Below are 20,153 nucleotides of genomic sequence, written 5' to 3'. Positions count from 1 at the left end.
GCTTGTTATAAATCGATTCTTGAAGCAGAATCTTCTCCAGCTTCGACCAGTACTCATCATTGAGCATTATTCGGGGCATCGCAAACTCGTTTTGTGGGTGGTATGGGAACCCCAATATTACGAGTTTGTTTCTACCTATGAAATACTTATCTTAAAACGTCAACAGACCCTAACAATATATTAAATGATCATTCAGGGATGAAAATTTAAGCTGCTCATCGAACAAAAAGCGGTTACTGAGCTTCCTTGTCAAAATAAGCAGCCGCATCAAGAAGCGGTTGAGCATTACCGCCTTGTTGAGCAACAATAGCTGCCGATTCTCTAAGCCGCTCTGCCAGTGATTTCGCCTGCTGAGGGTAAAAAGAATTTTCCTCTCCCTGTTCCCGCCCCTCTCTTATCCCCTTCCCTTTTTTTAATTTATGCTCTTCCTCTTTCCGTATTTTATTTATTTGCTCTTCAGATTCATCTTTATTATGTCCCGGTGCCGCCTCAGATTTCCCCGGGTTATCAGGTTTTTGTCCTTCGGCTGCATGGACCGATATCGGTAACCCTGTACCTATCATCATAGCTATAGTAACAATCAGCAAAGCAAGGACAGTTCTCAATGAGTGGATATAGTGTTTCATTTGATTATCCTCTTAATGGTTAACCTTTTCTATAAAATCACCTAAATAACAATTGCTTACTGCGTCAGCGCACGATCTACTATGAACACTGCTGGTGTCGTGGTTACATCAACTGCCTGGATAAATTGACCACCATATAAATCCCCACCGGCAATCCCCGTAACCTCTAGATTCACCGCTTTGTCTGCCGATAAAGTGACTTGATTCGTAGCTCGATCCCACTTTGCTTGAATAACTGCAGTCTTAGCGTCAAGCTTATTTTTTGTCTTATCGCCAATTTGCCAGTATGGCAAATTCAAGACCGGTAAATTAGATAATTGCTCGTAGGCTGTGAAGACAGCGTTTAACCAGTCAAATATCAGCGTATTGCCGTATGCATAATTGGCTGCATTTGTTTGATGGAAAAAATGAGGCCATTTATTAAAGCTCAGCATATGGCGTACCGCGTTGTCAGCTTCAGCAGCGAGAATTTCTATATAATTCCGAGGAGTGCAGATCGCCCCGGGTATGGTGCAGGGATCCTGGCCGGCATTGACAAACCGATCGTGAAAAATATAATTATATTCATCAACCAATTGATCCGGGTTGATGACATTCACGAACACATTGGTTGGCCAGCGCGGCAGCATAATGCGATCCGTCGGCTTGCCATCATCGTATTGAGTAATGTACTGCTCAACGTTCTGTGCTCGCTGCGATGAGTCGGATGCCAGATATTGCACTTCTACATTAGCAGCAGCTTGTAGCAACAGTGGATTGGCGCCACCCCGATCAAACGCCACATCGTCATCCTGAACATTGGCCAATTCAGGATGCAGCAAAGGATCATCCGTGCACTTGCGATCTTTTAAGCCAGCGTGGTTGCCAGTTAGCAGAATCCGGTCGTTTTCAGCTTGCTCAGGAAGAGCTAAAAGTCCCCACACCGTCCGGTTCTTGGTAATTTCTGCCTCGATAGGTGCCACAGTAGTAAAAGTTTCATAATCACATGGGGCATTCGCCGGTACGGGCGGAGTATCCATGTCTGCATGCGTAAAAGTGTGGTTGATGTAACGGAACGCGTCTTTGTTGGCGACCACTGCCGCCACCAAATCTTCTGATAAGTTTGCAACCAGTGTCGCTGCTGTCGGATCAACCACGGCCTCGGATCCATTGAATGGGAAATCCAGCTTGAAAGCGCCAGCCGTTGGATGGTCAACCCGAAAATCAGCCTGCTTGCTCACAAGGTTACTAATATCGCCGCTATTCAAGCGATAGGTGTTCAACGGATTAGACGCCTTGAGGCTGGAATCCCACAGCTCATCCCCAAGGAATAAATCATCCAAATGGGCGGCCATATAAACGCGGCGTGCTCCTACGAACACCCCTTGCGTTGCCCAGTTGATAAACTCGTAAGCCAGTACTTTTGAATGAATGAGAAATGAGGCATTGGCGATGGTCGAGATCATCACCTCGCGCACCGGTGCTGTCTGGTTGGGCATCAGGTACTGAACGATCGATACCAGCGCTTCTCCATTGGTAGTTTGCAGCAGTGGCATAACACTCGGGATAGTGCCGTCACGTGGACCCACAGTATCATTTCGCGGGGCGGCGGCGAAGGCAAAATCAGTAATCGGCAATAAATTTGCCTGATTTACTGATTCAAATATTTCTTTTTGGTAGGTGGCAGGCATTGCCCACTGCGCAATATAGCTCGCTCCACTAGATGAAAACACCAGACCGTAATCCAGGTAAATGCCGAACGGCGCATTGGGGTCAGAGTAGGTAGCCGGCCAACCCGATAAGACGGCTTCACGGACCTTAAAGTCTTTTTCGTAATTGTGCAGAATGTCCCACTCTGCCGGCGTAAAGTTGGGAGTCAAGTCGGAGATCGTCAGGATAATGCCGTTGTAGCTACCCACACAACCCTCATCCAGGGAGCTGCAAGCTACGCCATTCAAAGAAGCAAGCATATCGGCAGTTAAATCCTGTGTGCTAGCATTCAATACGTCATAAGGCACACCTATTTCATCAAGAACAGGCTTGATGTAGCTGAACCCCAGATCCTGGGTTTCGTCTCCTGTTGAAATGACCAATACCTTCAAATTGACAGCATTATCGGCAAAGGCAGGCGGTACCATGAATAATGCTAACCACATTACTACTGAGACAAGCAGATTAATTCCTTTTTCATAGTTCTTTTTCATCAGCATTCTCCTCGCACTCTCAACTTTGCTCACATAAAAAATCTAACTTATGAAATTTTACAAGCCATATAGTTTCTGTAATTATTATTACCTTCCAAGATCATAAAAATAAACTATATTAAGTAGCGAGCATGATTCATGCCATATTATAGAATCAATCAATAATCATGAGGTTACAAACAAAGGGAAATATTGAAAAACATAGCGCCGGTTCGAAGTGTAAAATTCTTCGACAAAATTCTGTAAGTAGACTTCTCTCACTTACAATTCAGTTCACATAAACATTTTATGAAGTTTTTATAATCTATCTAGTTTTTATTATTTTTTATCCTCTCCAAAAATCACAAAGGCATAAACATCACTTAATATAACGCAGAATTCATGCCAAGTTATAATGTTAATGAATAATCATAATGTTATAAATGAATACAAACATAATACCGGGTTGGAATGTAAAATTATTCGACATATATTTATCATGCTTAAGAAAGAAAATTATATTATCGATCTGGTACAAAAAGATGCTCGCTGGACACCAAGTTAGTTTGAAGTAACAAGGTAAAAAGAAAGCACAAAAAATCAAAATTTAATGCATCGGTATAAGCAGCAGATGCGTCTTATGCTTTGTGTAAATGATATTGTAATAGGGGCATGCTCATAATGCGAGCAACCAAGTTGAGCAGGATGAACTGACCGGTCGAGCAGCGAATAAGAATACCCACACTCACTAAAGCCAAATTGAAAATAAATGCAGAAATGATGCTATAAAATTAAAAATATTGATTTGTTAAATATACCGACTAATCAAAATGTAAAATTCTTCGACAGAATCTTATTCAAAACTCAAATCAGCCTTAAGAAGTTACACTTCGAATTTAAATCCACGTATTATTAACTCGAAAGAAAACCACCTTTCGATATCACAAGAACAGTTATTAAGAGTTTGGCTATGATAGATAAAACTCGCGCTTGGCATCAACTAGTTGAGCAGATTGAATATAATTTTATGTATCAGTGATTTACCAGTATGTGTTGGACTGGACATAGACGAATCGGTTTACGAGCAAACGATCTTTACCCAGAATTTTAGTCATATGTTGAGTAACAAAATGGCCGGACATTTTGTTGCTGGAGCATGGAACCGCTATCATGTTAGAAACTTAGCAATGATCAACATTTCAGCATGGATTGCACACCACTGGCTGTAAGAGCATCGCATAAAAGTTTTGTGGGTACAAAAAATGGAAACAACCATCACTGGATGACAATATTCATAAAGAGTATATACTCAAAATATCTGCCGTAAATGTGCAGGTAAAGTTTAAAAAGTGAGAAATCTCAATTACTTGAATAAAAACTGCCCCAAAATGAGCGGTTTCAGCTTTTTTTGAAAAAATAGCTAAAGAGTAAACTAATATATACAATCATTAAAAAGATTCCAGACTGTAAACATCAATTTTTCAAAATCCTGTTAGAGCAATATCAATCCCTGATGTTCTCGCTAAGTATTGGTCTCTTGCATCCAATCAATACTACTCCACCGAATGGCATTAATTAGAATAAAAAATATTTTGTATTTGCCATTGATCCAACTTACAGAAATATTTGTAACATCTTGTATTTAAGTTTTTATTTAAAGATAATTCTTCCCGCTGTCTAATTTCATTTCCCAATCAAAAATGGTGCGAAGACGAGCCGCAGACAGAAGAAGAATACGGCAAGGTGAAGCCAACAAAATCAGTTTTGATTAAAAATGGAATAACACATCGAAAAGACCTTTTAATGGCAAACAAGCGAGGCATTCTCCAGCTTGGTTATAGGGAAAACAAATTTCCAGCTCCGGTTCTGTTGCTGTCCATCAAGCTTTCCATCTCTCCAATTAATATAGCATTTACGTTTTAAAGACGCTATGACTAACTCTAGCGGCATATGAGCATGTACATGTAAATTAGCGCCTTCCGCAGTCTTTTGCCACTTTCCGATCTCTCCGTTGCTATGTAAAAGATAGGTGGAAGAAGGAAGCTCAGAAGTTGTATTCAATAGAGCTTGCCCATGATTAGGTAAAAGATGCACATACCGTCCCTGCTTAATGTCCCGAACGCCTATTATTCCTTCAGAATTTTCCAAATCTGGCCATCCTAGCGATACCGGCAGACGTAAAGTACGTAATTTATTGAGTCCTCTGATATCCCACGTACCATCGATTCTGCGGGACAGAGTAATACTCCGAAATTCATTTACCTTCTGAGCATACTCACTCACCCAAATAGCTCTTGGTTCCTGTTTAATGCTCCAGTCATAAACGGATTGAAGCGCATTGATAGATGCTATCTTACTTCCCGAATAAAAGTGATAATGGATATGCAATGGTTTCAGGCGCAGCGGGCTATCAGTAAGCTGCATAGTTTCAATGACTCGATTAAATCCATAAAAAGGGCCTTGCCAGCTATTCGTAAAAACATGCTCACTTGCAATGGGAGCATATACCTGAAATTGATCGCCAATTGCATAGCCCAGAGGGGGCACACGTGTCATGGTTTTTTCATCTTTGCTTATAGTCGCACCACCGCCATTCATATTTTCCAATCCAAGCGAATGCGTCAGAGTTAAAGCTTCTTTATCTGCCAGCCCATCACCAGTCCAGAAAAAAACACGAACTTGCTTTTTCTCAGACGCCAGCTTTTTATTAATATAATTTACCGATCCAGCGATTTCCCGTTCCAAGCTAAACTTATAATCAGGAATGGAAAAGTTAAAATCATCACCTCTCGCATCAATATTGTTCTTTGGGAACCATGTTGAAGGATGACTATAAGAATGGCTAGCGATCTCAACATTATTTAGATCAAAAATGTTTCGCGCCACTTTCTCGACTTCAGTAAGCCTATCTGTAGAGTTACCGTTAGATGCTTCTCCTTCAATTATGGAAACCGTCGATGGCAATTTATATTTTTTTAAGAAATAATCCTGAATCACTTTTATTGTTAAGGGGGTTCCCGGTATCTCTGCTTTATTGCTGGATCCGTCACCATCAATTTGTACCAGTAATAAGCGTCTGCCATTCTCAGTGGTGACATCAGGAACAGGTATTTCTGGTAGGTCGAGAGCCTTGGTTAAAAATTTAAATGGGTCGATAATCCACCGCTGACGCCCCTCATAGCCAGTCTCAATTACATAAGGATGGAAGGCAACTCCGCCCCACTGTCCAGTAAATACAGCGACCCAAGATTGTTTATTTTGATCTATCAAACTTAGATGTGTATCAATATTTCCTGAAGCTTGCCAGATGGTAAACCCGCGTGTTTTTGGCTGAGGTTTCACTTCATAACCAATAATTTGATCGCTTCGTTCAATTTTGAGCGGCTCTTTTATTGCTGACTGACTTAATTTGACCTGAAAATGCTGCAAAAAAGTATGATTAGCTTTAAAACCTAGATTACCCAGAATAGCAATCTTTATGCCAGAATCTATTTGGCTTAATAGCCAATCTCTATAATTTATTGGCCCTCTTAAATTATCGTTGTTGAACCAGGTGACGATCCCAGCATATTGTCCTATCAGTGATTGAGTGGGTAATCCACTGTTTACATCTAAATAATCAATTGTATAACCCATATATTCTAGTGGCATGGCAAGTAATTTATGCACATCAGTTTGCTGCAATCCTTCTGGATACTCTTGCCCATCATAAAGCGCTAAAATTCGTCTGGAAAATATTTCCGACAATCCGACACCAAGAATATCAAGTCTTGGAGTGGCCACCCAAGGGGTAAAACCCAAGTCAGATATTCGTTTAGCAGTCTTGCGCGCCAATTCTCTCTGCTTTGGATCAACATAATCGATAACAATTATCTGTAATCCATATTGATCTCGTGTCTGCCTTAGCTTATCCAACAACCAATGACGATCTGCTTCTTTAACCTCGGTATAATCTTGTTTAGCTGGATCCCAACCTTCAAATAGTGATTCTGCAGCCAACGCGACAGCATATCGACCCACTTCCGGTAAAACCTCAAATCCACGGTTAAAAATAAGTTTAACCCCTGGGAAATGTTGATGAATACGGCTAATGAGGCTTGCCAATGCTTTTTCCTGAAGCACTCGACCATCAGCATCATGGACAGCACTTTGATAGCTATCCATTGTATCGAGAAAAAAGCCGCGATATCCTTCTTTCCACAGCTTACTTAAATATTTATTAATCAGATAGTCATGCCATCCTTGTTGGGTTAAGTCAATAATACGACTCCCCCATTTTTCATTACTTCCCAGAATCCAGGATTGCGGAATTTCTGAATACCAAGAGCGTGTCGGATGGATTTCTCCTATACTTATATAGGCAAATACGTTTGTTCCTTTAGCATGGAGATCATCCAGATTATCCATATTATCTGGCTCCACCACCACTTGCTTATAATGTGAAAGTAAATTTACCGGAACAGGCCGACCATAGAAAAATGCGATACTCTGGTTTGCATGCAGGGGCAAGCAGATACTTAATAAAATTATGCTATGAATAAGGAGTACAACTGCTCGATAGTTCAAGAAGATTAATTTCATATTTTCCTCTTTTCCATGAGATAAGCACGAAGCCAACTACCTTCAGCAAAACCGAGAAACTTGCCTCTTAGATGGGTTAAATTAATTTTTAATTTCCGATTTTATGATGGTGCGGGGAAAAATTTCCGATAATCCGACACCAAGAATATCGAGTCTTGGAGTGGCCACCCAAGGTGTAAAACCCAAGTAAGATATTCGTTTAGCAGTCTTGCGCGCCAATTCTCTCTGCTTTGGGTCAACATAATCGATAACAATTATCTGTAATCCATATTGATCTCGTATCTGCCTGAGCTTCTCCAGCAACCAGTGACGATCTGCTTCTTTAACTTCGGTATATTCTTGTTTAGCTGGGTCCCAGCCTTCGAATAGTGATTCTGCAGCCAGCGCGACAGCATATCGACCCACTTCCGGTAAAACCTCAAATCCACGGTTAAAAATAAGTTTAACCCCTGGGAAATGTTGATGAATACGGCTAATGAGGCTTGCCAATGCTTTTTCCTGAAGCACTCGACCATCAGCATCATGGACAGCACTTTGATAGCTATCCATTGTATCGAGAAAAAAGCCGCGATATCCTTCTTTCCACAGCTTACTTAAATATTTATTAATCAGATAGTCATGCCATCCTTGTTGGGTTAAGTCAATAATACGACTCCCCCATTTTTCATTACTTCCCAGAATCCAGGATTGCGGAATTTCTGAATACCAAGAGCGTGTCGGATGGATTTCTCCTATACTTATATAGGCAAATACGTTTGTTCCTTTAGCATGGAGATCATCCAGATTATCCATATTATCTGGCTCCACCACCACTTGCTTATAATGTGAAAGTAAATTCACCGGAACAGGCCGACCATAGAAAAATGCGATACTCTGGTTTACCTGTAGGGGCAAGCAGATGCTCAATAAAACCATGCTTGATTAAGTAATACAACTGCTCGATAGTTCAAGAAGATTAATTTCATTTTTTCTCTTTCCCACGAAATAAGCATTAAGCTGATGACCTTCAGCAAAATCGAAAAACTTACCTTTTAATGGTATTTATAATTAATTTTTTAATCTCCAGATTTATAATGTAGCATAAATGTCTCATACACTAACAGGTTAAGTCTTTTTGAGACGATGACCATTCCAACTACTGTTGTTAACGCAACGGATAAGGCAAATCCATAACCATAAAATACAGGGCCCAGATATTGGCTCAGAAACGTCAATATAATATTTGAGGCTAGAAATAAAAAACAGAGATAGAGTGCATCTTTACGATAATCAAAATAAAACAATAAATTGAGAACGGCCAGCAGTAATACTTGTATTCCGACCGCAATCAAATCAATATTTAACAATACTTTATAAAAAGGTGATATCCCTACCCATATTAGTAATTTATCTCCTAAAGCCAACAGGATAACGATAGTCATTCCCTGCACTTTAATGATTTCGAAAAATCCTCTTCGAATGGTTGCAACCATTTCTTCATAGATTTCTAAAATAAGCCTTAAGGAAGCACCGCCATTAATAGCACCATAAAACTTTGTATATTTTTCTACAAAATCTGTTTCTATTCGCAATAAAAATACGGCCATCCCGGGTATGATTGATAAATAAGCAAGAAATATTGGAAGATCATAAAGCTCCGATCCTCTTAAAGGAAAAATGATCGAAGTACTTGTTTGAGGATTGAACCAGAAAATAAACTTATCAGCCCAAATAGCTACGTTATAAAGTAAGCCAGTAATTGCCAAGCTTGGAAATATCTGGTTTCGTCGCAAAAAATCAAAAGCAATCAGTTTATTACTAGAATAGGAGTTAAAAACTACAACCATAAGCATAAATAATAAGATGCCTTGTCCTACAACAAACCCAGAAAGCAAGCCTTCCAGTCCAAACTTACCCAATTCTTTAGAAGCCCATACCGTTATCCCATAACCTAACAGAAATGCTAACAAAATTTCACGATATGCCTTGAGTCCCGATAAAATGATCACTACTATCCAGATAGTAGAAAGAATTATCAAACCACTTAACATTAATAAGCGATACAATACAGAACCAGCAAAGAAGTAAATTAAACACAAGCTTGCAAGTGTTCCGATTACAGTGATTACAAGACATATGGCACCAATCAGGTTTGGCAGAACTAGTTCCTCATGCTTTTCATATACCCTGTCAGCAATAAAACGCGTGATGATTAACTGTAATGGACCAGTCAGAATTAAAGATATCGCCATCAGATAAGTTACAGATATCTGGAACTGTCCTACAAAATAAGGGACAGAGGAGCTATCTGTGCTGATGAAACCAATTAATAGTATTCCAACGATCGATAATACCCATGGGCCAGAACCAATAATTCCGGCAAAACTATACGCTAACAGTACTCCAGATAGAGTATCTGCCCTCATCAGTTCACGTAATCTGAACCCAATGCCTGCCATTATTGTATCAATGCCTGATCATAAATTGTTTTATAGCCGTCTAACATTCTAGACTGCGTATAATAGCTCTCAACTCGTTGAATGCCAGCTCTTTGTGCTGAATACCACCGATTTTCATCGGTCAGCAGTGTAATAATTGCTTCTGCAATGGCTTCTGGATTAGCGATGGGAACTACTATTCCAGCGCATCCCAAAGCACGGTCTTCGTCGCTACTGCCTTCGATGATTTCCCGACAGCAACCCACATCAGTTGTCACAACTGGTAAACCGCTTGCATAGGCCTCAAGTAATACTAGTGGAAAAGCTTCACTGATTGATGACAATACCAACAATCCTAGACGAGGAAGCACATCGCTTATTTTTTGGAATCCTAAAAAATGTACGTTTTTTTCCAATTCCAGCTCCAGCACTAAATCCCTACATTCTTGTGCGTACTCTTTATCTTCATCATCTGGACCAATCAGCCAACCTTCAGCTTCAGGTAATTGAGTAACCACCGTACGCATGGCCCGAATAAAAGTTTTAATATCTTTTATAGGGACTATCCTTCCCAGCAACCCAATCACGAGAGGAATTTTTTCTGGTCGTTGCGCGCGTAGAGTAAGAAAACGCTCGATTTCCATTCCGTTTGGTATAACCTTTGTACGGTCGCGATCTGCACCATCAGTAATCTGCCGTTCTCTATTTTTCTCATAAAGACTAATAATAGGGTTCGATGCTTTATAAATAAGCCGTCCCAATGATTCAAAATATCTTAGCCATAATAGTTCCTGATATTGCATACCCATATGATAAGCATCACTTAATAAATCACGATGCTCCTTGATAAAAAGAGACTGCAAATCTATTTTTCTTTCTTTTGTGTAAATACCATGTTCCGTTAGTATTAACGGTCGGTGGGTTAAATAATGCAATAATACTCCTAACAAACCTGCAAAACCTGTAGACACAGTATGAAAAGTTCCTGTACTAAGCGCAAATTGGTGAGCAATGTTGGCAATCTTAAATAACGGAGCATGCATGGATTTAATGGCCCATATGTAATCTATGAATGAATTGTCTGCATTATTTTCATTATATTGCTTACAGATCTGCTCCCATGCCGCTACGCTATAAAAAAACTCCTCCACAGTAAAGCCAGACGGTTGTCCTAAAGAAACCAAAATTTTACTAACTAGTGCTTCATCGAAGCTTGAACAAGGATTGCGAAACCAATCGTGGAGCTTGCTTGAGCTCTGAATATACTCATCATTACCGTTACAGGCTTTTGGCTTAGAGAATGAAAAAGGGTCCCACAAGTAATGGCATTCCAGATGAACTACATTACTAGGTACGGCATATTTCGGATCGGTATAATCTTTTTCCTTCGATCCCAGAAAAACCAATGCAAATGTGTACTGCGGAAGTCCTTCTATTAATTGGTGTACCCAGCCTGAAACTCCTCCCCTAATAAAAGGATAAGTGCCCTCTAGCAAGAGAGTAATATCTGCATGCTTTTGTTTTTTTTGTATTAGTTTCTTTTCTGCCAAAATTGTACTACCGATGTTAATTGAGGATAAGCTGCTGGATAATCTATCTCTGCCATTAATTGCTTTACTTTGTGGTATTGATGTCTATGAAAAGCAATCTCTGCATAGTAAATCAGTAACTTTTTATGCTCCATTCCCAGACTCTCAGCTTTTTTAAATTGTTCATATGCACGCTCAAAATTTCCCAGCTTCAGCAAGATTTGTGCATACTGGAAGCATAATCCCACATCTTGGGGGTAATATTTAAGACCCAGTTCAATATATTTGCAGGCCATATTGAGCACATAATTTCGTGCTTCTCCTTGAGTTAGACCAAGATTTGCTAATTCCCAATAGTCATTTGCAATCTGACGATACAAGCGTTTATTTCTTGAGTTTTCTATTTTTTCAAGTTTTTGCTTCGAATGCTTAATTCGTTCGCTGATCCCATGCTCTTTTCTGTCCAATAAAGCGTAAGCAAGCAACCTGATATCATCAACTGGATCACTCAGTGCCATACGCAAAAGTGGAATGGCATCCTGATCCTTTATTTTTAATGAAGCATATATCGCCTTAAGTCTTTTATCAGGATTTCTGGACCGATACAAACTATGTAAGCTTGCAAAATTATCATCTATAGCCTGCGCCGGTATATCAGGAAGATTCCTGATTTTACTTAAGCTCACAACAAAATTGGTTTTTTGGGATTTAGGAGAATGACGAATGATGAATGGTATTGCCAAGGTTAATCCTACTAATCCTAACAGCGGCAAATAAAAAACAACCACAAAAAAGAAAATATTGATCTTCAACTGAGGTTGTTTTCGATTAGATGCCATTATTGTTGGAAAAATACAGGCAGCTATGATACTCGCAATAAAATGAAGAAAGAGAGATGTTATTAAAATTTGTTCAGATAAAGATTCATTTAGAATTAACTTAAAGCCGTATATTTCTAATCCTAATGCTAGAACAAGTAGAATTGAATTACACAGAATTAGAAATAATCGCATTCTTATTTCTTATCTTTGAATATCAAAATAAGCCGTTCTTTTCTTATAAAATTGATAAATTTCTGATACTAATTTTTTTAGTGAAGTTTTATTATTTAAGCTCCATATATTGAGACTAACTTCACTGTCATGATAGCCAGTGTCTTTAGTATTGGACTCATTGCAAACTTTTTTAGCTAATAATTCTGATAATCCAATACGGTTTAAGAACTCATTAGCACCATTTTCATCCGTATAAGGCAGTAGGATCAGATAAGTTTTATAATTTTGTTCTTCATTGAAAATCCAAATTTTATCGACCCCTCGCAAATTAGCTTGAAATCTAGTCAGATATTTATTTTGCACTTCTTCAGAGTCGATAATTGCGCCAATCAACATAGCAGATGTCTTTAAAAGTTTAATTTCATTTAAAACACGTCGCAATTTAAGTTCAACATCTTTTCCTTTATCATCTATATAACTATAGGCCTCTGCACGCCGCTTTACCAGATCACCGATACTTCCCCCTAGTACAGCAAATAAATCCATGGTACTTTCCTGCAATGCAAATAGCGGCATCTCATTCACAACAACCAATCCCCAGATTTTCTGATAAACGTCAATTAAAGGAATAGCGACAAGTGTTTCAGGAGTATCCATCGCATTTTCATTTTCTAATTTAATACTCGCAACAAGCCCTGTTTTTAGGGCTTCTTTTACTAAGGGATCTGAAATTAATAAAGGTGGTGCATGCCCTAAATAAGCCACAGGCTCAGGATTAATTTCTTTTCGCTCATCATCTGTTATCGCGTATATTGCAGCTATTTGCACACTCGCAAAGTCACTAAAAAGTTTAAGAATACTTGCACCGATACCCTTTAGAGGTTCACCTTCATTTTTCTCTAAAGATAAAATATGTCGCTCTAAATCATGCAAGAAAGAACGTAAACTTTTTGCCTGACTTGCCACATGTAACTCTAGCTGACGATGTGATCCTTTGAGAAGGTGATATTCGCGAGTAAACTTATCCATTCTCGCGTTAATATGATTATATTTGCTCTCTAAGTATTTTATTTTACGAATCCAACTTTCATGAAATTCAGCTGAAATTATTGTGACCAGCAATAAACCAACTATCATTTCTTTTGGAAAAAAAGGAACCTCTTGCCAATCAAATAAAAAGCCCATCGTAACTATCCCTACAAGCACTGTAGTAGCTACTATCCCATAAGCAAGCCCATGTCGAAGAGCGATTAATAAAGGAGCTAGAATCAACCAGGGAAAATGATAATTTACAAAAAAAGGATCTAAAGAATTAATGGCATAGCCGATTACAGGAAGTAATATCGTAATAATAAGGGACTCTATCCATTTAGTTATTTCTCCTTTTACTGGTAGTATCGACTTATTCAATTGTTGAATATAAAAATTATTAATTAAATTTAAAAATTAGATTTGATATAAAACCCTTTTGCTTACTGCTATCAGATCTCCAAAAAACCTGTCATACTTTAAAAGCATGACACCAGCAGATGATACATTTGACAATCTCAGCATATCTCTTCAAGAATTTAGCTCATCATATCGTCAATCGAGCTGATTCGACTTTTCAATTTCTACCACATTAGAAAATCTTCCAAATCTTCAAATAAAATTTCGGAATCCTGAATCCTAAGAATTAAGTAATTATTCTAATAGATAAACCGCCATGAGCTCTATCTCGGTATAAAATTGGTCAGCTTGACGATTCTAACTAGTAAAGCGCCGATGTATCTTGCCACAAAGACCACAGAACTGCCAACAGCAGAATTTTCTAAACAATAGCTGCACTGACTCCTCAATGACCCTAAAGATAAGCACATTAACTCGGCCAGCTATGACAAAATTTTGTCAATGGCAATAATCAGTCAGAAAAATTCATAAATCGTTAAAGATGTAGCCATGGATCAGCCTGCGGGAGTTTAATCATGGTCTCGCATTGACAAACTACCTAAAATCAGCTTTATGCAAAAGTTCGAACAATACCTCTAACTCATCAACATATAATGCTATACAGAACTGCAACGATAATGTCATCGCCATACTCTAATATGTAGAGCGAAGGAGATGACTTCACAAACATAAGAATCGAGTCTTCCAGCACAATCTATACGACTCACACAAGCATAAAGCCTTCAATTACACCACATCAATAGTATGATATTGGTATAGCTAGTTTAAAATAGTAATTATCAAATTCCTGAGGAAAGGGAAGGCCCTCAAAAAAATGTGATTACACACAAGGTTCTTTACTCAAGTAATGCTAAGGTCGGAGATCAAATGCTTGATTAATTTTTGTGCAGTGCCGCTTAGTGATTCCGTACTCCACCCAGATCGCGCGCCACTTGCAGACCAAATAACTTTGCCAGAAGAAAGCTCTATAATTCTGATGGTCAGACCAACCACTGGTTCACTGCCAACACCAAGCTTATATTGCCATTCATCAACGCTACCTGTAACGGCATAAGAAACATTCTCTTTGGTCGCAAGTGACACGGCCTTTTCCTGGCGTTTGCGGTCATTAAATTCGGCCCAGTCATTCTTATCATCATCATTTAGTTGATACATTTCTATATTTGGGATACCTCGAATTCTAAGCAAAGTAGACAGTATTTCTTCAACTTGTTCACCTGCGCGTGGTGTCTGCGAATAATTTTGAAAAGGTAAAATTAACCAACGTTCAGAAGAAGAAAGTGGAACACTTTTTTGTATATCGATTACCGAACATGCTATTAACAAATTAAGCGATATAATCAAAAAGAAAAATCTAAATTTTAGATGAGCAAATCGTAGAATTTTTTTGCTGCCAATCAACATAAACTTCTCCTTTTTCGGTTGTTAGTTTAATAATTCCTTTACTACTGTCCGGCTAATCGTAAATTCTTGGGAAATAAGATTTGGAAGGCTTGAAAATCATGTAAAAATATTTTGATCGAAATAAATTTTTAAACTCAAGATTTTAAGTCTGCATATATTAGCATCGTATAGCGCCAGTTGCTCAAACACATCGCTTGCTAATATATTTATTACATAGTAATAAATACTATCATTATTAATCAATCTAGAAATTAAGAGAAAGTACTAGACAAAAATTAATAAAAGAATTGTAAATAAGCAATTTAAACAAAATATGTTTAATGGTACTTCAATAAGCGTTTTATTGGAGTATTATTTATGTTGTATCCCTTGCTTCGCAAGTAACATTGATTATTTTAAGCACAAATTTTCAGGAAAATTTATTCTAAAAAACCAGATAAAAACTATGAATGAGATTTGAGGCACAGTTTTGCATCACTTACCTAGTTCTTATCATTAACAAGGTGAATTCCACTTTTTAAAAAGCAAGGCTCAAGTGGAGTTTTATAGCTGTAAACTACTAGCTGGGGAGCTAAGAATGTATTTACACTTGCACACTCTTTACCGTAACCTCAATGGCCATAAACCATCCCATAGCGTTTCTATTATTTCCTCTATTTGCCATTTGTACGGTCAGGTCACCATAGAATTAGTATACGGATTCCTTAAATATTGCATAATCTATGATCATTCTCAATTGCTGATTAAGTTCCCATTGCACAAACTAGGTTATAGCCCTGAAAGGAACAAATACGGCTTGGAATCCTGAGCACTACATACGTTAATCGTGTAGCTACATTCAATGTTATTGCAAGATTCTTAATTCTTAAAACAACTCTTTCAGTACAGCCAATGCTATAAAACTTTTAGCTTTTCAACAGATATGTGTGAAACTTTTTTTACGATAATGGATCAATAAAATGCAAAATGCATAATTTATTGTTTAATATTAATTTCTAAAATTTTCGGTAACCAGTTATGGCTGGCTAATTATATTAATTAATGAAAATAAATTGCGTAAGGTTTGTGAATATTACTGGTTTTAGTTATTGAGGCACATAATTTTAAAAAAATCTAAAAATTGTAATAGAGTCCTTGCTTAAGAAGTCAAACTTATGACATATAGAGACATTTTCGAAATCTTTTCGTTAATCCCAATTATGATTCCGTTATATGACATATCGTTTGTCAACCTCAGCATGGATGCATTATTACTTATCGTTATTGGAGCCATTTCCACAGCATCAATATACCCGGTTTTATCTCCGATTCTCTATTCGCTATATCTTGTTCAATTGCGGTTCTTAAGACTATGAATCAAAAATTGCCAGATAATTCTAAAAGAGCGATAGTTATATTTACCATCACATTAGCTATTATTTTCTCGCTTTTCTTTTATGTTTATAAAGAGGAGCGATTAAAAGAATTTCTGCAATTAGTCAAACCCGACAGTATTTCAGTACAATATTTAAAGCTTCTTTTGAATATCAATCCTGATAACGCTGGTCTACGTCTTGAACTTGCCCGCCACTATATTAATTTAGGAGAAGACGATAAGGCTCACTTAGAGTTAGAATCATTAAAAGGAGAAAATAGTCCTATAGCGTTAGAAGCCAAACTTTTAATGCTAGAAATTGATTTAAGGAAATATTTCTCATTAGTGGCAGAAGACCCAAATCGGAAAACAGAGCTAACTAAACTACAAAACATTATCACTGATATTAGTAAAAATCCGATCCCAGTAACTTTAATTTCTAAAGTTATTAAGCTTAGCCTGGAGCTTAATCAGCCAGTTATTGCTGCAAATTTGTATGACCAATGGTCCACCATGATTCTCAATCCTACCGAAAGAATTGAGAAATTAAATGAGTCAGCGAGATGGTATCTCGCATCTGGCTTACATTATAAAGTAGCAGAAGCATATCATAAATGCTATGAATTATCGGAAGATATAGTCGAAGCCAAAAAATTTGCGCTTCTAGCGCTTCAAGCATTACGAGCAGTTGGTGATAGCAACCTGGCTGCGGAATATTTTCGCACCTATCAGCAGAAGTTCCCAAAAGACCCAGCACTTCTTGATGAAATAATCACTCTTTATATGGCTAACAAGAATCCCCAAAATGCCTATGAATTGGGGATCTTGCGTTTGGCATTAGACCCTGACGATCCAGAGCAGATTAAAAAACAAATGGATCGTGCTCTTGCCGTTGGAGAAATTCAGCCAGCTCTGGACTTAGCTCAGCGGTTAACAGAAATTGATCCAGATGATGATGAAGCTTATGAAAGTCTAGCTCGTATTGCAGAATGGGCGGATAAACCGGGGTTAGCATTAAAAGCCTGGTTATGGTTAGCTAGAAATAGACAAGATGATGCAGCAATGATCAATTCAATTGATCTTTCAAAAGCGCTCTATTTTTTCAATATCACCATAGAAATGCTAGAGCAACGAGCAAGTATGCGCGAACTAACCGATGAAGAAATAGAAAATTTATTGTTTGCTTTTAATGAGGCAGGCAATATATCTGACCAAATTAATTTCTTGAAGTCCTATTTAAAGCGTTATCCGGAAAATATCCAGGTATGGGAAGCATTGGCTAAAGCACAAGAAAATGCGGGACAAATAGGCGAGGCCATAGCAACGTGGCAAACTATTGGATCACTATTCAATCGTCTATCAGATGCTGTGGCCCATCAAGCTAAATTATTGTGGAAGAATGGCCAATCTGAGAAGGCATTTTCGCTATTGTTATCAAATCAAGATAATGCATCAGATAAAGATTCTTATTACTGGCAGATTTTTGGCGAGCTTTCCTGGGCGTTAGAACGACCTGAGGATTCATTTTCAGCTTATAACATTCTTTGGAAAACGAAAAAAGCTAATACACTTGTTGCAGAACGATTAATTCAAAGATTACGAGATACAGGTAAAGCAGAAGAAGCTATTGCACTTGGTGAAGAAGCCTATGATCGTTTCAATGAACCTCGCTGGCTACTGCTTTCTATGGATATTGCTAATGAGGCCGGTTTGTCAGCTCAACTGAAGCAACTCTTACAAATAGCAATAAGTAATGAATCGAAATTCCAGGATTCAGAAATGTATTGGCTATTGCGTGCTCAGTTAGATATTCATGAGAACAATCCCAAAATAGCTATAAAGCACTATCAACAAGCATTGACAATTAATCCCGCTTCTGTTGTTGCCAAAGAAGGCATTTTATGGAGTCTTATTGAGCAAAATGACAGAAAATCACTTAGATCTTACCTTAAAAGGTGGCAATCAGAAGCGTTGGAAAATCCATTGTTATGGGGCAGTTATGGAGTAGCTTTAGCTAAAATTGGTCAGCACAAAAAAGCTTTGTCTTGGCTTGAGCGCAAGTCACAAATCAGCCCTGATGATTATCTGTGGCAGCTTACCTATGCAGATGTCTTGAGCCAGGCTGGGTATGCAGACAAAGCCTGGCACCTGCGGAAACATGTTTTGTTTAACTTAAGATCTCGTTTTAACAAAATTGACAATGAACCAGGCACAAGGATTAAGGATATTTTACGTACTGAATATTTAGCTTTAGTGCAGAAAATGGAAGGCGCAAATGCTGAAGTGTCTATTTTGAAAAAATTTCTTGAAAAAGGATACGATGATTCCCTTGTTCAAGAGCTTCTTGTTGCTGCATATTTGTCTCAGAAGAATTATTCTGCTGCTCGGCATTGGCTGCTACAAGAACATATTGCCAGGCAAGAAACACCAAGTTGGCAACGTCTTATCTTAGCTTTGGCGGAAAACAATCTTGCTGCTGCTGAGCATATTCTTGAAAAAGAAAGCGATAAGCTTACGAAAATCAGCAAAATGGAAGTGCTTAAACGTTTAGATAGAAATAAAGAGGCCTTAGCATTAACTTATGACCTTCTCGAGGAAAATAAAGACCAATCACCTGTGTTGCAATCATATCTTTTTCATACCAGAGATGAATTGGCGGTGAAATCAAGCAGGCAGATAATAGGCAATGTTGATTTTAGAAGTCTTGGTGCTATAGATTTTATCGAAGGTCGAGCGCGTTTTAATACTCCCCTATTAGAAGGGGTACTTGGCATGGAACTGAAGAATACGTATTTGAATTCTACAGATCCCAACATCAGGTTACCTGCTGATACTGAAGTTGATCTTAGTACAGAATATAAACATCCTTTTAAAGAAGGAATGCTCCAGTTCAATCTGGGTGGCAATCTCAGAGAAGATGCCTCTCTAGTTTATGGCGCAGCTAGAGTCAACAAAGATATAACCAATAAAGTGAAAACAAGCTTGCGTGTTGGAGTGAATGAAATACCGTTTGAAACAGGGCCATTACGAGCGCTTGGAGCAAAAGATATCCTTTTATTCAATGTTACAACGCAATTACCATCAAACTCATTTATGAGTTTGGATATTGATGGTCATCGTTATCTGACGAGAGAAAGAGGTACTCTCGGTACAGGCTATAAGTTGCAAGGAATTCTGGGAAAATCTCTACTTACGGGCATTCAAGATTGGCAAGTTAGATTACAAGGTACATGGGAAAGCAATGACTTAGTAGGAATACTCCCTTCTGAATTGAATGGGTTATTAGGAGCATCTGTAGCGAATGTGGAAACACTCATCACACAAAAATTCGGTACGATGGGTGCAGGAACGGCTTTTCGCTATGGAGGATCCGATCAAGGTGTATTGAGACGACCTTTTATTCTTGCAGATGCTTGGGCAGGATGGGTATGGCCCAATGATGTTTTTGGGTATAACGGCCGGCTAGCTATGGGGACTTCATTATTTGGCCGAGATACACTTAGTGTTGGAGCATTTTATAGTAATATTCAAGGGGGTAAGACTGATCAAGCTTTTAAGGGAGTTGGCCTTCAATACTCTATTCGCTTCTAAGCCTTGGTGAACTTGACTTAAAAATTGGACCGGCTCTTCATTCAA

General features: G+C 38.3%; 11 protein-coding genes. 2 read left to right on the top strand and 9 right to left on the bottom strand.

Annotated elements, in window-relative coordinates; genetic code table 11:
* The coding region (locus BM283_RS19450) for a hypothetical protein (RefSeq protein ID WP_217646497.1) at positions 1-184 on the top strand (184 nt) is incomplete at its 5' end.
* A 49-nt stretch (positions 185-233) separates the two neighbouring features.
* On the opposite strand, the gene BM283_RS10010 is transcribed toward BM283_RS19450, so the two are convergent.
* The 9 genes from BM283_RS10010 to BM283_RS09970 form a co-directional block, all read right to left on the bottom strand.
* Entirely contained in the window at positions 234-626 is a 393-nt protein-coding gene (locus tag BM283_RS10010) for a hypothetical protein (RefSeq protein ID WP_090692599.1), read from the bottom strand.
* 56 nt (positions 627-682) lie between these two features.
* Positions 683-2,809 carry an Agd3-related carbohydrate deacetylase gene (locus BM283_RS10005; RefSeq protein WP_090692595.1) on the bottom strand — a complete coding sequence of 709 codons (2,127 nt, stop codon included), beginning with the start codon at positions 2,807-2,809 and terminating at the stop codon, positions 683-685.
* A gap of 1,779 nt (positions 2,810-4,588) precedes the next feature.
* Positions 4,589-7,369: a bifunctional glycoside hydrolase/polysaccharide deacetylase family protein gene (locus tag BM283_RS10000; protein ID WP_090692594.1), complete on the bottom strand. Its 2,781-nt coding sequence runs from the start codon at positions 7,367-7,369 to the stop codon at positions 4,589-4,591.
* 81 nt (positions 7,370-7,450) lie between these two features.
* Complete coding sequence (locus tag BM283_RS09995; protein WP_175492095.1) at positions 7,451-8,275, bottom strand: endo alpha-1,4 polygalactosaminidase; 825 nt, start codon at positions 8,273-8,275, stop codon at positions 7,451-7,453.
* 149 nt (positions 8,276-8,424) lie between these two features.
* Positions 8,425-9,807, bottom strand: a complete 1,383-nt coding sequence (gene pelG, locus BM283_RS09990; RefSeq protein WP_090692589.1) for an exopolysaccharide Pel transporter PelG — start codon at positions 9,805-9,807, stop codon at positions 8,425-8,427.
* The gene (pelF, locus tag BM283_RS09985) at positions 9,807-11,336 is read right to left on the bottom strand and encodes a GT4 family glycosyltransferase PelF (protein WP_254776319.1); all 1,530 of its coding nucleotides are present in this window, start codon (positions 11,334-11,336) and stop codon (positions 9,807-9,809) included. Before pelF ends, pelG begins: the two co-directional genes overlap by 1 nt.
* The gene (locus BM283_RS09980) at positions 11,318-12,328 is read right to left on the bottom strand and encodes a tetratricopeptide repeat protein (protein ID WP_139225243.1); all 1,011 of its coding nucleotides are present in this window, start codon (positions 12,326-12,328) and stop codon (positions 11,318-11,320) included. Before BM283_RS09980 ends, pelF begins: the two co-directional genes overlap by 19 nt.
* A gap of 9 nt (positions 12,329-12,337) precedes the next feature.
* Positions 12,338-13,720, bottom strand: coding sequence for a hypothetical protein (locus BM283_RS09975; RefSeq protein WP_139225242.1), 1,383 nt, complete (start codon positions 13,718-13,720; stop codon positions 12,338-12,340).
* 879 nt (positions 13,721-14,599) lie between these two features.
* On the bottom strand, positions 14,600-15,163 hold the full coding sequence (locus BM283_RS09970; RefSeq protein ID WP_090692582.1) for a hypothetical protein: 564 nt from the start codon (positions 15,161-15,163) through the stop codon (positions 14,600-14,602).
* Positions 15,164-16,514: 1,351 nt separating this feature from the next.
* On the opposite strand from BM283_RS09970, the gene BM283_RS09965 reads away from it, so the two are divergent.
* Positions 16,515-20,108 carry a tetratricopeptide repeat protein gene (locus tag BM283_RS09965; protein ID WP_090692580.1) on the top strand — a complete coding sequence of 1,198 codons (3,594 nt, stop codon included), beginning with the start codon at positions 16,515-16,517 and terminating at the stop codon, positions 20,106-20,108.
* Positions 20,109-20,153 lie beyond the last annotated feature (45 nt).

The organism is Nitrosomonas sp. Nm34 (assembly GCF_900113925.1).
Taxonomy (GTDB): domain Bacteria; phylum Pseudomonadota; class Gammaproteobacteria; order Burkholderiales; family Nitrosomonadaceae; genus Nitrosomonas.
The sequence above is the reverse complement of the archived record's forward strand: the minus strand, read 5'-3'. Positions and strand labels throughout refer to the sequence as shown.